Raw genomic sequence first — 14,894 nt, 5'->3', positions numbered from 1 at the left:
GCTTCTCAACTGGATATTTTGCAGCCATGGCGGATGAATCGAACCAGAGCGATTACGAACGGATCCTGCGCGCGGCAGGTGTACGCATCACCCGCCCGCGCAAGGTCATCCTCGAAATCCTGGCCGAACGCGACGACCACCCCGACGCGATGGCGATTTTCCGCCGCGCGGTTCGCGTGGATGCCAGCATTTCGCTCTCCACCGTCTACCGCACGATGAAGCTTCTCGAAGACAAGGGCGCCATCCGCCGTCACACATTCGAAGGCGGCCCCTCGCGCTTCGAGCAGGCCGACAGCTCCCACCATGATCACCTGATCGATATCGAGACCGGTGACGTGATCGAGTTCACCTCGAACAGGATCGAGGAGCTGCAGGAAGAAATCGCCCGAAGGCTCGGCTACGAGATCGTCCATCACCGCCTGGAGCTTTACGGCCGCAAGCGGCGCTAGCCCCGATCCGATTGCTAGGCCCCGAAAATGTCCGCCGTGATGCCCTGATACCAGCCGACAGCCTCTTCGGCGTTGGTCTTGCGCAGATCCGCCGGTTCGTGGATCTGGCTGATGAAGGTCGAGGTGGAGGCGATGCCGTCTGCCCCCGGCGCATACTGGCCGCCCACCTTCACGGCGTTGTCGGTCTCAATCAGGCTCCAGCAGGTATTGGTGAACCGCGCCGGGAAGATCTTCGAGCCGACGAGATCACCGCGCACATTCATCGCCGCCACCTTGGCCTGGCTGTTTGCGGAAAAGGCCGATTTCGGCATGGCCCCGGCAATGGACGCATCGCCCAGAATGAAGATGTTGTCATCCAAGGCGGACCGCATGGACGCGGCGTCGATGGGACAGAAACCGCTGTCATCGGCAAGCCCAGCCTCGCGCGCGATGATCCCGGCCTTCTGCGCGGGGATCACGTTGACGAGCGCACCGGTGAAGGTATCGAAATCCGTTTCCACCGTGCCGGCTTCCGGATCAACCCCCAGAATGCCGCCGTGAACGTCCGGCCCGTACCATTCGATCATGCCCGGATAGAATTCCTCCCAGCCTTCGGCGAAAAGAGCCTGCTTGGAGAATTTCGGCTTGTAATCGAGAATGATGATGCGCGAGCGGGTGTGCCCGCGCGCCTTCAGCACATGGGCGAACATGGACGCGCGTTCATAGGGGCCCGGCGGGCACCGATACGGGTTGGGCGGCGCGACCATGACGATCTGCTGCCCGTCTTCCAGCGCATCCAGACGCTGTTTCAGAAGCTGGGTCTGCGGCCCCGCCTTCCAGGCATGGGGCATGATTTCTTCCGCTTGCCTGGAATAGCCCGGAACGCTCTCATGGATCACGTCGATGCCCGGAGCAATGACGAGCCGGTCGTAGGGAACGCGGGAACCGTCGGCCAGCACGACCTCTTTCGCGTCCCGCTCCACCGCCGCGGCGCGGGCGTTGACGAAGGAAATCCCGTAATTGGCCTCAAGCGCATCATAGCCATGGGTGATGGATTCGAAGCTGCGCATGCCTGCGAGATAGAGGTTGGAAAAGAAACAGGTCGTGTAGCGCGGATTGGCATCGATCAGCGTGACATCCACCGCATCACGGGCATCCTTCGCGATGTAGCGCGCCGTCGTCGCCCCTCCCGGACCGCCGCCCACGACAACCACCTTCGGCACACCGGATGCCCGCACGATGGAAGGAGCCGCGAGCGTTGTGATCGCGGCCCCGGCGAGAAGTCCGAACTGTCGCCTTGAAAGACCCGTCATCGTCATTCCTCCCCATTAAAAAGACTTATTGCGGATCGAGCCCGCCGAAATAGGCCGCCAGCGCCGCAATCTCCTCATTGCCGAGATTGGCGGTCATGAGCTGCATCACCTGATGCCTGCGCACATTGGTCTTGTATTCGAAAATCACGCGGATGAACGCCTCCCGGGGCCATCCGACGATGGAGGGAATACCATCCGTGCGGCCCGATTGCTGGTGGCAGGTCAGGCATTCGCTCGCCAGATATTCACCGTAAGCCCGATCGCCGACAAGGCCCATGGCGGCCGATCCGATTTCCGCGCGATGTTCCTCGACCGGAGCCGGGTCGCTTGCTGGCGCGCTTGCAGTGATTTTTTCCAGATAGGCGATGAGATCGGCACGGGCTGCCGCATCCTCCATGCCGCGAAAGGACATTCGCGTGCCGGGGATCATCACCTGAGGGTCGCGGAGATAAGTGCCGAGGCTGTCCCGGCCCCACGCGAGACCGTCAGCCCCGTGACGACGCAGGGCGCTGGAATAGGAAAAGCCGTCCAGAGATCCGGCGACGCGCCCGAAAAGGCCATCAAGGTGGGGACCGATGCCGTTTCGCGCATCCGCGCCCACCTGATGGCATCCCTTGCAGGCGGAGAACACGGCCTTGCCGCGTTCTGCATCGCCCGGGCGGGACGGTTCGGCGGCAATTCCCGCAGATCCGATCACGGCAAGAACGCATGCCAGAGCGGCCAACCGTCCTCGCTGCCGCATCCTATTGCCCTCCCCTGCGCGTCAGTCGACCGCCCCGCCGGCAGCACCGTCATCGTCGGCACTTCCCGGCGTCACATCGAGAATGCGCGCCCGCATGGTCACTTCAACCGCGCTGTCCTTGCAATCCGTCATGCAGAGCGGGGTCTTCTTCTCGTTGAACGGCTCGTCGGGACGCCCGTCTTCGATGAAATTCGCCTCATTCGGCAGATGGATCTCGATGAAGTTCTCCCTGGAGAGTTCAAACTCTTCATCCGTCACGATATCGTTCAGATAGAGCAGATACGCGGTCAGCGCGTAGACCTCGTCATCCGTCATCGAGCGCGCATTGCCATAGGGCATGGCGCGGCGGACATAGTCGTAGACGGTGGAAAGATACGGCCAGTAGGAGCCAATCGTCTTTTCGGGCCGCTCATGGGTGAGCGTGCCCTGACCACCGGCCAGAACCGGCCAGCGGCCCGTGCCCTCGCCGAAATCGCCGTGACAGACGGCACATTGCTCGGTGAAGATTTCCTCGCCTTGCGCAACCGTGCCGCGCCCTTCCGGCAATCCCGCGCCGTCGGGGCGAATATCGATGTCCCAGGCGGAAATCTCGTCCGGCGTCGCAGCACGGCCCAGTCCGAAATGACCGCCCTCCCCGGCCAGCGCCGGGACAGCGGTCGACGTTGTGACGACAACGACCAGGGATTTAAGAAACTTCGACATTTTCAACCGTCCCGTCCGCCTTCACATGCCAGGTCTGGATCGAATTGTTGTGGTAGATGGAATTCTCGCCGCGTTCGGCGCGAAGCGCGTTTTTCGTCGGCTGATAGAAGCCGTGCTCATCGAGGGCGCGCGACTGCAGCAGCAACGGCGAGCCATCCCACTCGATATCGAGATAGAAGCGGTGCAGCGACTTGGACAGGCTCGGCCCGTCGATGCGCGCGCTCTTCCAGTTGCGCCCGCCATCGAGCGAAACATCCACCCGCGAGATCTTGCCATTGCCCGACCAGGCAAGGCCCGAAATCACCAGCGCCCCCTTGCCATGCGTGATCGGCTTTTGCGGCGAGGGGCTCGTGATCACCGACTTCGGATCCATGACCCAGGTGAAACGGCGCGCCTTCCCGTTGGCCAGAAGGTCCGTGTACTTGGAGGTCTCTTCGCGCTGGTGCCAGGGCTGATCGCCCACTTCCAGACGGCGAAGCCACTTCACCCACATGTTGCCTTCCCAGCCGGGAACGCACAGGCGCAGCGGATAGCCCTGTTCGGGGCGCAGCGCCTCGCCGTTCATCTTGAACGCGACGAGACAATCGTCCAGCGCCTTTTCCATCGGGATGGAGCGCGTCATGGCCGCCGCGTCGGCGCCTTCCGCCAGCACCCACTTGCCGTTGGTCTTCACGCCCGCCTCTTCCAGCAGAAGCTTCAGCGGCACGCCCGTATACATCACACAGTGGACCATCCCATGGGTGTACTGGCAGCCATTGAGCTGCGCGCCGCGCCATTCCATGCCGGAATTGGCCGCGCATTCGAGGAAGTAGACGCGGTTTTCACGCGGAAAACGCATCAGGTCCTGCATGGTGAAGACAAGCGGCTTGTCCACCAGACCATTGATCATCAGGCGATGATCGGCGGGCGCGATATCCGCAACACCGCCATGATGGCGCTCAAAGCACAGCCCGTTCGGCGTGATGATGCCATCGAGTTCATGCAGCGGCGTGAAATTGATCGAGCTTTCGGTCGATGCCGTCAGCCACTCCACGTCGCGCCGGACCACTTCGGCCTCATATTCGGACGGCATGCCATAGGGGGCGGCCTGCACACCCGCGCCCAGATAGCGGTTCCAGTCCTGAACCTCGGTGATGAGCGGATCGCTTTCGGCTGCCACGGCAGATCCGCCCAGCGCGGCGGCGCCGCCAGCAGCAAGCCCGGCCTTCAGAAAACCGCGCCTGTCCAGCCGCATGGCCGGTTTGTCCTTCGTCTCCATCATCCTCGTCCCTTGAACGCGTCTCGTCTCGTCTCGCATCAGCCGACCACCTTGACCGACTGGTTTTCTGGCAGGGCGACGGTGCCGGTGCGGGTGAGATAATTCTCCACCACCTCCCAGATCGCAGGCCCCTCCGTGCCCTCATTGACCGACGCCCAGCCCGCGACCGTGTAGTCGCGCGCCGGATCGACCGGCTCGCCGCTTGAAAGCACCGTCATGTTGGAAATGCGCGACCCCATTTCGGCCGAGGGGTCGATCGTGTAGCCCATGCCGCCGACACGGACCATGTCGCCGCCCTGCTGGTAATAGGGATCGGCGTTGAAGAGATTGTCGGCCACATCCTCCAGAACGTCTTTCAGCGTCGCGCCGCTCATGGCGGAGCGATAGGCCGCCGGATAGGACATGGCGCAGGCATTGTGCAGGTCCTCCACCGTGATCGCCTGACCGGGCAGCACGCTCGTGCCCCAGCGGAAACCGGGCGACAGGGAGATCTCCGCATCGCGTTCCTCAAGCAGCGCCTGGCAGATCAGATCATCGAAGGTGCCGTTGAAATTGCCGCGCCGGAACAGAAGCGAATCCGTCGTGGCAAGCTCGCGCGCCAGCTCCGCTTCATAAGGCGCGCGCACCTTGTCGATGAGCGCAGCCATCTCCGCATCCGGCGTGATCACATCCGAGAAGACCGGGATCAGGCGATAGGCCCAGTCGGCGACGCGCCCGTCGCGCACATCGAGATCGACGCGCGAGACGAACTTGCCGTTGGACCCGGAAGCCACCACCAGCGTCTTGCCGACCATGACAGGCTCGGGCAGCGCATCATGGGTGTGACCGGTCAGGATGACGTCGATGCCGGGGACACGGGAGGCAAGCTTGCGATCCACATCGAAGCCGTTATGCGACAACAGGACGACGACCTCGGCGCCGTCCGCGCGCGCATCCTCCACGTGCTTGGCAATGTCCTCCTCGCGGATCCCGAAGGACCAGCCGGGGATCATCCAGCGCGGATTGGCGATCGGCGTATAGGGGAAGGCCTGACCGATAACGGCGACCTTGGTGCCGCCGCGCTCCAGCATGGCCGTGTGCTCGAAGGCGGGTTCGTCCCACTCGTTGTCATAGATGTTTGAACCGAGGAACGGGAAGGACAGGCTGTCGATCGCCTCCTGAACCCGGTCGGTTCCATAGGTGAATTCCCAATGACCGGTCATGGCGTCGGGGCTCAGCGCCTCCATCACCTCGATCATGTCCGCGCCTTGCGTTTGCTGCGCGGTGTAGGAGCCCTGCCAGGTGTCGCCGCCGTCGAGCAGGACCACATTGTCCTCCCCGCGTTCCGCGCGGATCCGCTTGATGACGCTGGCCACTCGGTCCATGCCGCCCATGCGCCCATAGGCCCTGGCAAGCGAAGTGAAATCTTCCGATGTCAGCGCATAGGCGTCGGGCGATCCGGCCTCGATGTTGTAGAGCTTGAGGAAATCCGCCCCGGTGACATGCGGCGGCTTGCCGGCGACCGGACCGACGCCGAGATTGATCGACGGCTCGCGGAAATAGATCGGCTTGAGCTGGGCGTGAATGTCGGTGATGTGGACAAGGGTCAGGTTGCCCACCGGCTTCATCGAGACAAGCGCATCCTCGCTGAGCCCCTGTTGCGCCATCACGCGTGACCAGCGTCCCGCCATCCCGGAACCCAACACCGCGCTTGCGGCGGTCGCCGCCATCAGGAATTCGCGTCTGGAGAACATGCTGAAACCTTCTCGCCTCAAGGCATGGCTTTCCCGTTGGCACACGACACCGCGCGCACCGGACAAGCCGTTGCCGATTTCTTGCTAGGTCCGACGGGCGGAGCGCGCCGCTTCAGATCGTTTCGGGATTGGCGCGCCCGGCCCGTTCGCCTGTCTAGTGCCTACTGACGGACCGCCGGTGTTTCCACCGAAAGCCCCGTTCCGCGCCAGGCCACATAGACCTCCAGCGCCATCAGTTCGTCGGAGAAAGCCTTGGGCTGCGCACCGCGCGTATCGCGGATGCAACCGCGGAAACGATTGTGCAAGGACACCATGTTCGCCTGTTTCAGCCGGTAGGTGGGAAACCCGTTGGTATTGCCCTGGCTGAGATGGTCGGCCCGGATGTACTTGCCGTTGTAATTCTCATGACAGTTCGCACAGGACAGGTTCAGCTGGCCGGTGCGGGTGTAATATGTTTCCTTGCCCTTCTCCCACCAGGCCTGCATCTCGCCCGCATCGAGATTGACCTCAACCGGCATGCCGAGGGACTGGTGCTTGATATAGGTGACGAGCGCCTTCTGGTCGGCGGCGTCGAACTTGTAGGGCTCGGCCTGCATGTTGGCTTCGCGACAGGCATTGATCTGGAGTTCCAGATTGAAGGGCTTTTTCGCAGCCGCATTCCATTTCGGGTAATGCGCGCCCACCCCCTTCATGCTCTCCGCGGCATCACCGTGGCATTCCGCACAGGACTTTCCCGCCGCCCCCTCCACCGTGTTCCAGATCTCCTCGCCACGCTCCACATAGAGCATGCCGGGGTTCTCGAACGTATCGGCTTCCAGCGCCCGCGTTTCCTTGGTGCGGTATAGCCAGCCGGACGTGGCCTCCTCCAGGGGGTGGCCCTCCGGCGTCTTGACGCGGGTGACCATTTCGATTTCCCCGTCAATGACCAGTTGATCATCCACGGGCTCGGCGAAGCTGCCTGCCGCCGTGGCGACAAGCGCGAGCGCAGCCGCGCCCGTCAAGATTGCCTTCTTCAAGTGCCTTCCTCCCATAGGCTTCCTCCCCCCGACCACGGGCCGTCCGTTATTTGACCGTGATCTTCTCGTCCTTGGTGTAGACGCTTCCGTCGTCGTCCTGCCAGGTGAACGCGAACGTTCCGCTTTCCTCCACCTTGGCCGTGAACTCGATATACGGGTTGGCCGAGATGGCGGGGTCCATGTCGCAGGAGAAGACCTCCTGTCCATTGAACGTGCACTTGAAGGTATTGATGATCTGACGCGGAATGACGTTTCCGCTCTTGTCCTTGCGCTGGCCGGACTCCATGGGATGGCTGATCAGCGTCTTGATCGTGATGATCTCGCCCTTGTCCGCCTTCTTGGGCAGCTTCACGCGGGGTTTCACATTAGCCATGACGGCTCTCCTTCAAATAGCCTCAGCCGCCGCAGCCGCCGATGGTGACCTTCACTTCCTTGGTGTCCATGAACACCGAACCGTCCTTCATGCGGGCGACCGCAATGACGTTCTGGGTCTTGGCAAGGCGCATGCGCGTGGAGGCCATCGCCTGGCCGCTCATCGCGGTGAAGTGGAAGGTGGCGACCGCCGGGCTCGGATTGCCTTCCGCGAGGATGGCAACGGCCTCGACATGATCCTCCTCCGTCATCGGGCTTTCGACCGAAATGGAAATCGGCACGGTATTGCCGTTTTCGGCGATTTCCGGTGCATCGAGCGTGATCTTGCCCTCGGCCGGCTCAGCCCCACCCGTGAAAGCCAGGATGGCCTTGCGGGTGTCGTCCGCTGTGGCAAAGGCCACCTTGGCGCCGCTCACCGCAAAGGCGGCAGCCCCTGCAACAACGGCCAGCGCTTCGCGACGATTAAGCGTCATCGCGTTCTCCTCTCATGACTATTCTTCCTTGAGCGTCGTCAGATAGGCGACGACGTCCTCCACGTCCTGCGCCGACAGGATGGTCTTGCCGGCAAAATCCTCGTCGACATTGATGCCCACATCGAGGGTGTAGAAACCGGGCATGATGGTCTGGTCGCCGAAGACCAGCTTCGAGTTCACGACAATCGCGCGCAGTTGCTCGGGCGACCAGCGCGCGGCAACGCCATCCAGCACCGGTCCCACTTCGCCGTGAAAGAGCTCGTTGTTGAGATCCTTGTTGACATGACAGGCGAGGCAATTGCCGAGCTTGCGGGCCGCGAAGACCTCCCGCCCCTTCACCGGGTCACCCGCCATGTCCGTCAGCGGCTGGCTCAGTTCCATGTCTTCGATCCGGACCTCGTCCGGCGCGATCGTCCCGGCCAGTGCATAGCCCGTCCCCAGAAGGGCCGAGCCGACCACCAGGGTCGCCATCGCCTTGTGCATGTGCGTGCGCATGTTTCGCCGCTTCCTCCCCTCTCCCGGCCGGTACCCCCCGGCCTGCATTCCTCCCACGTCGCGCAGGTCCTCCAACCCCCGGGGTCCAGCCACGGCCGACCCCGATGCGACGTTTCGACGCATCAAAAGATATGATTTTTTGCATGCTTTGTGAAGCGGCGAATCTCAACGCGGGCCAATACGTTGTAATTACGTAATTATTCGCCCTTCAAACGCCCGGCGTCGCGCAAGTCCTGGATGATTCGAGCGTGGTATTTCTGGAAATGCTCGTCGCCCTCGTAGCCCTTTTCATGCACCCAGCGGAACATGTTGAGGAACGTCCACTTGCCGAAAGCACCCGGCATGGTGGCAACCGCCGCCTGCCCCGCGCTGAGACCTTCAGGAGCCTCTTCCGGCATGAAGACCAGTGTCGGCGTGAAGACATAGCCCCACTTGCGCGCGGCGGTCTTTTCGGTGAGCACCTCGCCGTCGAGATCCGTCACTTCCTCGTCGCCGAACATGTTGTACTGAACGACCTTGAAGTTGGCCTTGATATAGTCGGCGACCTCCGGATCGGAGAGCAGCGTCTCGTGCATCTTCGCACAATAGATGCAGCCGCGCTGTTCGAAGACGAGAACCAGCCGCTTGCCCTCCTCGCGCGCGGCCTCGATGTCTTCTGCAACATCCTTGAAGGTGATGGCGAACCAGTCTTCCTTGTGGAGCCCGTCATCGCCCATCTGGGCGGCCCCTGCGGGAGCCGAGACGGGAACGGCAAGAAGCGTGAGCCCGAAGGCTGCGGCACAGATTGTCCTGAACATCTTCCTCTCCTCCTCCAATGCGCCCGCCCGGCGGGCAAGTTCGGCTACCCGATCTGCGAAAAGACCGGGAATGTCTCCAAGAGCCACTGGGAGATGACCGACATCTGGCCCGTCATGAACAGGAGCCCGGTCAGCACCAGCAATCCACCCATGACCTTCTCCACCGTCCCCATATGCTTGCGGAACCGGGCTGCAAACGCCAGAAACCGCCCGGCAAAGGCCGCAGCCAGGATGAACGGCACGCCGATGCCCGCCGCATAGACCGCCAGCAGCGTCGCGCCCTTGGCGGCGGTGGCCGTGGACCCGGCATAGAACAGGATCGCCGCCAGCACCGGCCCGACACAGGGCGTCCAGCCAAAGGCGAAGGCCAGTCCCATCACATAGCTGCCGATGAGCCCGGCCGGCTTGTTCGCGACACGCACCCGCGCTTCCCGGTAAAGCAGCCCGATGCGGAAGACGCCCAGAAAATGCAGACCCATGATCGCGATCATGGCACCGGCGATGATCGACATGATGTTGAAATAGCGCGCCACCGCCTGACCGATGAAACTGGCCGTCGCGCCCAGCGCGACAAACACGGTCGCAAAGCCCAGGACGAAAAACACGGCTGTCAGAACAATCCGCCGCCCACTGGCCGTGTCGGGCTTTTCGCCTGAAAGCTGCTCGAAACTGACACCCGCCAGATAACACAGGTAAGGCGGCACGATTGGCAGCACGCAGGGTGACACAAAGGACAGAAGCCCCGCCAGGAACGCCGCGCTGTAGGATACGTCAAGCATCCGTTGCCTCCCCCTCCTGTCGCGTTCCCCGTTGCCTCGGCAAGCCACGACATGGACTTTTTTGAAACTGGAAGGATGAAAATATTCAGAAGTTACTATATTTTTCAACTGGTGAAACGTAGGGGGTCCCGGATGCCCGATGGGCGCGGCTTCGCATATTGGCGGTTTTCCGCGGGGTTTGGCGTGATTGCGTGGGCAATCGCGGCAATGGGCGGCTCATGCGTCCAGGCCGCCGAACTGATCATGATGGAGCAGCCCGGCTGCGTGTGGTGCGCCCGCTTCCATGCCGAGATCGCGCCCGCCTACGCCAAGACCGAAGAGGGACGCCGTGCCCCCTTGCGCCGCGTCGATATCACCGAGCCCTGGCCCGATGACCTTTCCGCCATCAGGCCGGAACGTTTGACGCCCACATTCGTTCTGGTGGAAGCCGGCCATGAAGTCGCCCGGCTGCGCGGGTATCCGGGTGAAAACTTCTTCTGGCCGATGCTGGAGGAAATGATGGAAAAGCTGGTAGCCGCACAGGCCCGCCCTGCAGACAAGGCAGATGATGACGCCCCCGGAGATCAGACGCATGTCGGCACGGGAAAATAAACGCCGCGAATACCCGGAACGGGAGGGATCCGGGCTGTTCGTCCAGATGGATTTCGTATTCGAGATGGTCCGACGATGATCAACCTGCCCGCACTGGACACCCTGACCGATCCGGTAGAACGCGACAAACTCATGGAACAGGCGCGCAAGGCCAGCGATCTGTTGAAGGCGCTGTCGCACGAAACCCGCCTTCTGATCCTCTGCATCCTGTCGGAGGGGGAGAAATCGGTTTCCGAGCTGGAGGATATCCTCACCATGCCGCAAGCCGCCGTGTCCCAGCAGCTGGCAAGATTGCGCATGGAAGGGCTCGTCAATCCGCGCCGCGAAGGCCGCGTGATCTACTATTCCCTCGTTGACGACGAGGTCCGCGGGATTGTCGAAAACCTCTATTCCATGTTCTGCGCCCCGGTCCGCAAGCCTCTGGCCTGACCGGATCGACCCCGGCGTCGCCATCGCCGCCCCGCCCGCCGCGCCGCCACGCCGATGGCGCTTTTGTCTTGAAACCGGCATTCCGTAACGTCATGGTCAATCTCCACGGAATGGGACATCGCCAAAGAGCGGGCCCGGGAGGAAACGACCATGAACGCAACGGACCCTTCGCTCCTGCTGCCCCTTCTGGGCGTCGCGGCAGGAACGGTCCTGGGATATGTCGCGCGCGTCAACCGCTTCTGTACGCTGTCGGCGTTCGAGCGGCTCTGGTATGCGGGTGATTCGCGCGGTCTGCGCACCTGGATACTCGCCGCAACAATTGCCCTGATCGCCAGCCAGTCGGCCGCCGCGCTCGGCCTCGCGGATCTGTCCCTGAGCTTCTATCTGCAACCCGACTTCGGGCTGACCGGAGCTGTCCTGGGCGGGGTCATGTTCGGCCTCGGCATGGCGCTTGTCGGCACGTGCGGTTTTGGCGCGATCGTGCGCCTGGGTGGCGGCAGCCTGCGCGCCGCCGTGGTGTTGATCGTTCTTGGCCTGACGGCGCTCGCCGCCCAGCGCGGGTTGCTCGCGCCCTTGCGCATTCTGCTCGTCGATGACCTCGCGCTCGACTTCTCCGCCGCGGGAAGCCAGTCCATCACGCAGCTTCTCTCCCACCTCACCGGGGCCGACCTCAGCCTCGCCGTGCCGGTGCTCGCAAGCCTTGGCCTGCTTGGCTGGATCTTTTCCGACCGCGCCTACCGGCGCGAAGGCGCCCTCATCGTAAGCGGCTCCCTGGTCGGCCTCTGCATAACCTTCGGCTGGCTTGCAACCACCTGGGCATCGCGCAACGCCTTTGACCCCATTCAGATCGAGGCGGCCTCTTTCGTCGTGCCCGTCGGCGACACGATCCTGCAGCTTGTCACCTACACGGGGACCCTTCCCGATTATGGCGTCGGACTGCTGATCGGCACGTTTCTGGGCGCCGCGCTCGGCGCATGGCGCAAAAGGGACGGACGCTGGGAGGCGTGCGATGACGCGCGCGAGCTTGGGCGCCATTTCATCGGCGCATCTTTGATGGGCGTCGGAGGCGTCTTCGCCATGGGATGCACGGTGGGTCAGGGGATCACCGCGGTCTCCACGCTGGCAATTTCCGCCCCGATCGTTTTCGTCTCCATCGCGTTTGGCGCGCGCATCGGCCTTGCATGGCTGATCGAAGGCTCGATCCGCCCGCTCGTGCCAGGCCTCGGCAGGCCCGCCCCTTAGGGCGCGCCGCCACGGATGTCGACACGAGCCCTCAGGCTGTGGGCGCGAAGCGGAACGCCGAGCCCGCCTTTTCGACCGTGCCGATGCCCGGATAGGGCAGATGAAAGCCGATGATCGAGGCCTTGTCCCCGGCCAGCCGGTCCATCAGCGCCACCCGCGTGGCCGCCCCTTGCGCCCGGTCCTGATCCGACCCGATTTCCCAGTCGGGCTTTTCGAATGAGATCACCGGGTGGGTGATCGCATCGCCGGTGATCAGCAGCGGGTCCGACCCGCCATGCAGCATGACCGAAACATGGCCCGGCGTGTGGCCCGCCGTATCCACGATCTCGATACCCGCCACGGGCTCATCGCCCGGCTTGAAGAAACTGACCAGTTCCTCGATCGCGTCGAAACGGTTCTGCGCGCCGACCACGAAGGACTTCCGCTCCTCCGGCATCCTGGCCAACGTATCGTCGGCCCGCCAGAAATCCCACTCCGCCTGCGAGATCCAGTGCCGCGCCTCGGCAAAGAGCGGATCGTCGAAATCGTCGAGCGTGCCCCAGATATGATCCGGATGCGCATGGGTGAAGATCACGTCGGTGATGTCCGATGGGTCCACGTCGACCGCTGCGAGGCTGTCCAGAAGCCGTCCGGCCGTAGGCTGGAAGTTCGCCCCTGCGCCTGCATCGAACAGCACGAGCCGGTTGCCGGTCTGAAGCAGGGTCACGTTGCAATCCGGCTCGCTGCGATCAAGCGGCAGCCCGTGCGGACCCAGCAAGGCTTCAATTTCGCCCGCCTCACGTCCGGGAAGAAGGAAACTCATCGGCAACACGAGATTGCCGTCGCTGACGACCTTGAGCGACGCATCCCCCAGGGAAAGCGTCTGGGCGCGCAGCGGCGTTGGCAGCGAACCGGCCAGCGCCAGGGCACCAGCGGCCCCCGCACCGGCAAGCAAGGCACGCCGGTCGAGCATCGGGATTTTCAGCGTCATGACGTTTCCTCCCAAAAGTATATAATTTTTTGAATTTATAGGGTGGCGGCTTGACCCGCGTCAATGCGGGCGGGCCCGATCCATCTTTCGTTACGTCATGTTTCGCCGCTGAAAGCCAGGACGGATCTCGGCCATGGACCTTTCCTTGTTGCTCGACCGCTATGGCGAGCCCGCAATTCTCGCCTCTGGCGGTCTGCTGATCGGCCTGACCTTCGGCGCCTTCGCGCAGCAAAGCCGCTTCTGCCTGCGCGCGGCGGCAATCGAGTTCGTGGCCGGCGCACCGGGCGCCAAACTCGCCATCTGGCTGCTCGCCTTCGGCGCGGCCCTGGCCGGCACCCAGCTTCTGGCCCTCATGGATCTCGCCCAGCTCTCCGAGGCCCGTCAGATCGCCTCCCCGCAGAGCTTGTCGGGCGCGGCCCTTGGCGGGCTGATGTTCGGGGCCGGCATGGTGCTTGCGCGCGGTTGCGCAAGCCGCCTCCTGGTGCTCTCGGCCACCGGAAACCTGCGCGCGCTTCTATCCGGGCTGGTCTTCGCGGTGGTGGCGCAGGCCAGCCTGCGCGGCAGTCTCAGGCCTTTGCGCGAATACCTGGCCGCGGGCTTCACCTCCAACGAGATCGGCGGCAACGATCTCCTCGCCTTTTCCGGCGCATCGGTGGAATGGGCCATCGCGTTCGCCCTCGCCTGGATAGCGGCGGGGATATTCTTCACATGGCGCGCAAGCCTTTCCCCATGGCGGGCCTTCGCAGCCATCGTGACCGGCCTCGCCATTCCGCTTGCATGGTGGTTCACCGCAAGCATGGCCACGCAAGCCTTCGACCCGGTCCAGGTGGAAGGCGTCACCTTCACCGGCCCGTCCGCCGACACGCTGATGCTGATCCTGTCACCGCCCGGCGGCGCGCTGGATTTCGATGTGGGGCTTGTGCCCGGCGTGTTTCTGGGGTCGGCGATTGCGGCGCTGATCGCCCGCGAATGGCGCCTCGTGGGCTTCCATGACGGGCCCTCGATGCGGCGCTATCTGGCAGGAGCAGCCCTCATGGGCTTCGGCGGCATGTTGGCGGGCGGCTGCGCGGTCGGCGCGGGCATTACCGGCGCATCGGTCTTCGCCCTCACCGCATGGGTGACGCTGTCCGCCATCTGGCTATCCGCAGGCGTGACGCATTACGTGATCGACGGTGAGCGTGCACGCAAATCAACGCAGGCCCCGGCCCAAGCCACGCCGTGACGCGCGCAGGCCTTGCCAAAGGCGGAGCGCCGATACGCCAATCCCCGCAGCCCCCGGACGACCGGGCGACAACGCATCGAGATCAGGAAGGAAGGAGGATCGTGGAGGAGAAGGAGTGGTGCCGCTTACGTGACTCGAACACGTGACCCCATCATTACGAATGATGTGCTCTACCAACTGAGCTAAAGCGGCGCTCAGGCTCAGGCCCGAAGTGAGCGCTTGATATACGCTTCGCCGAAGCGATGCAAGGGGCGAAACGTCTGTTTCCTGCCTCTTGTCGACAGGGAACCGCAGCTTGCCGCCGCGGACCCCGATTTTCCCTGCTTACACAC

At 63.4% G+C, this 14,894-nt stretch carries 17 protein-coding genes and 1 tRNA gene; 5 read left to right on the top strand and 13 right to left on the bottom strand.

Features of this window, described 5'->3' with window-relative positions; translation table 11 throughout:
* Positions 1–26: 26 nt before the first annotated feature.
* Positions 27–449, top strand: a complete 423-nt coding sequence (locus ABGM93_RS14585) for a Fur family transcriptional regulator (RefSeq protein WP_319774657.1) — start codon at positions 27–29, stop codon at positions 447–449.
* Positions 450–463: 14 nt separating this feature from the next.
* On the opposite strand, the gene ABGM93_RS14580 is transcribed toward ABGM93_RS14585, so the two are convergent.
* The 11 genes from ABGM93_RS14580 to ABGM93_RS14530 form a co-directional block, all read right to left on the bottom strand.
* Complete coding sequence (locus tag ABGM93_RS14580; protein WP_321500664.1) at positions 464–1,741, bottom strand: NAD(P)/FAD-dependent oxidoreductase; 1,278 nt, start codon at positions 1,739–1,741, stop codon at positions 464–466.
* A 25-nt stretch (positions 1,742–1,766) separates the two neighbouring features.
* On the bottom strand, positions 1,767–2,483 hold the full coding sequence (locus tag ABGM93_RS14575; RefSeq protein ID WP_321500660.1) for a c-type cytochrome: 717 nt from the start codon (positions 2,481–2,483) through the stop codon (positions 1,767–1,769).
* A gap of 21 nt (positions 2,484–2,504) precedes the next feature.
* Positions 2,505–3,185, bottom strand: a complete 681-nt coding sequence (locus ABGM93_RS14570; RefSeq protein ID WP_321500656.1) for a cytochrome c — start codon at positions 3,183–3,185, stop codon at positions 2,505–2,507.
* Complete coding sequence (gene soxC, locus ABGM93_RS14565) at positions 3,169–4,446, bottom strand: sulfite dehydrogenase (RefSeq protein ID WP_321500653.1); 1,278 nt, start codon at positions 4,444–4,446, stop codon at positions 3,169–3,171. Before soxC ends, ABGM93_RS14570 begins: the two co-directional genes overlap by 17 nt.
* A 35-nt stretch (positions 4,447–4,481) precedes the next feature.
* Positions 4,482–6,176, bottom strand: a complete 1,695-nt coding sequence (soxB, locus tag ABGM93_RS14560) for a thiosulfohydrolase SoxB (RefSeq protein ID WP_319774662.1) — start codon at positions 6,174–6,176, stop codon at positions 4,482–4,484.
* A 161-nt stretch (positions 6,177–6,337) separates the two neighbouring features.
* The gene (soxA, locus tag ABGM93_RS14555) at positions 6,338–7,207 is read right to left on the bottom strand and encodes a sulfur oxidation c-type cytochrome SoxA (RefSeq protein ID WP_321500648.1); all 870 of its coding nucleotides are present in this window, start codon (positions 7,205–7,207) and stop codon (positions 6,338–6,340) included.
* Positions 7,208–7,238: 31 nt separating this feature from the next.
* Positions 7,239–7,565, bottom strand: a complete 327-nt coding sequence (gene soxZ / locus ABGM93_RS14550; RefSeq protein ID WP_321500644.1) for a thiosulfate oxidation carrier complex protein SoxZ — start codon at positions 7,563–7,565, stop codon at positions 7,239–7,241.
* Between the two features lie 22 nt (positions 7,566–7,587).
* Positions 7,588–8,037, bottom strand: a complete 450-nt coding sequence (soxY, locus tag ABGM93_RS14545; RefSeq protein ID WP_321500640.1) for a thiosulfate oxidation carrier protein SoxY — start codon at positions 8,035–8,037, stop codon at positions 7,588–7,590.
* Positions 8,038–8,055: 18 nt separating this feature from the next.
* Positions 8,056–8,520 (bottom strand): sulfur oxidation c-type cytochrome SoxX, encoded by a 465-nt coding sequence (gene soxX, locus ABGM93_RS14540; protein WP_321505919.1) that lies wholly within the window; start codon positions 8,518–8,520, stop codon positions 8,056–8,058.
* Positions 8,521–8,729: 209 nt separating this feature from the next.
* On the bottom strand, positions 8,730–9,329 hold the full coding sequence (locus tag ABGM93_RS14535; RefSeq protein WP_321500637.1) for a thioredoxin family protein: 600 nt from the start codon (positions 9,327–9,329) through the stop codon (positions 8,730–8,732).
* Between the two features lie 44 nt (positions 9,330–9,373).
* Positions 9,374–10,108 (bottom strand): cytochrome c biogenesis protein CcdA, encoded by a 735-nt coding sequence (locus ABGM93_RS14530; protein WP_321500635.1) that lies wholly within the window; start codon positions 10,106–10,108, stop codon positions 9,374–9,376.
* A gap of 207 nt (positions 10,109–10,315) precedes the next feature.
* On the opposite strand from ABGM93_RS14530, the gene ABGM93_RS14525 reads away from it, so the two are divergent.
* From ABGM93_RS14525 to ABGM93_RS14515, 3 genes are all read left to right on the top strand, one after another.
* A complete protein-coding gene (locus ABGM93_RS14525) occupies positions 10,316–10,699 on the top strand; it encodes a transcriptional regulator (protein ID WP_321505916.1) in 384 nt (127 codons plus the stop codon).
* A 75-nt stretch (positions 10,700–10,774) separates the two neighbouring features.
* Positions 10,775–11,128, top strand: coding sequence for a metalloregulator ArsR/SmtB family transcription factor (locus ABGM93_RS14520; protein WP_321500632.1), 354 nt, complete (start codon positions 10,775–10,777; stop codon positions 11,126–11,128).
* 150 nt (positions 11,129–11,278) lie between these two features.
* On the top strand, positions 11,279–12,370 hold the full coding sequence (locus ABGM93_RS14515; protein WP_321500630.1) for a YeeE/YedE family protein: 1,092 nt from the start codon (positions 11,279–11,281) through the stop codon (positions 12,368–12,370).
* Positions 12,371–12,401: 31 nt separating this feature from the next.
* Here ABGM93_RS14515 and ABGM93_RS14510 read toward each other — a convergent pair whose 3' ends face one another.
* The gene (locus tag ABGM93_RS14510) at positions 12,402–13,340 is read right to left on the bottom strand and encodes an MBL fold metallo-hydrolase (protein ID WP_321500628.1); all 939 of its coding nucleotides are present in this window, start codon (positions 13,338–13,340) and stop codon (positions 12,402–12,404) included.
* 133 nt (positions 13,341–13,473) lie between these two features.
* Between ABGM93_RS14510 and ABGM93_RS14505 the strand changes: the two genes are divergently transcribed.
* Positions 13,474–14,562 (top strand): YeeE/YedE family protein, encoded by a 1,089-nt coding sequence (locus ABGM93_RS14505; protein WP_321500625.1) that lies wholly within the window; start codon positions 13,474–13,476, stop codon positions 14,560–14,562.
* A 116-nt stretch (positions 14,563–14,678) separates the two neighbouring features.
* On the opposite strand, the gene ABGM93_RS14500 is transcribed toward ABGM93_RS14505, so the two are convergent.
* A tRNA-Thr gene (locus tag ABGM93_RS14500) sits at positions 14,679–14,754 on the bottom strand.
* Between the last annotated feature and the right edge of the window lie 140 nt (positions 14,755–14,894).

The sequence above is a fragment of the Breoghania sp. genome, from assembly GCF_963674635.1.
GTDB lineage: Bacteria > Pseudomonadota > Alphaproteobacteria > Rhizobiales > Stappiaceae > Breoghania.
Note: the sequence above shows the minus strand (reverse complement) of the source record. Positions and strands in the feature narration are given on the sequence as shown.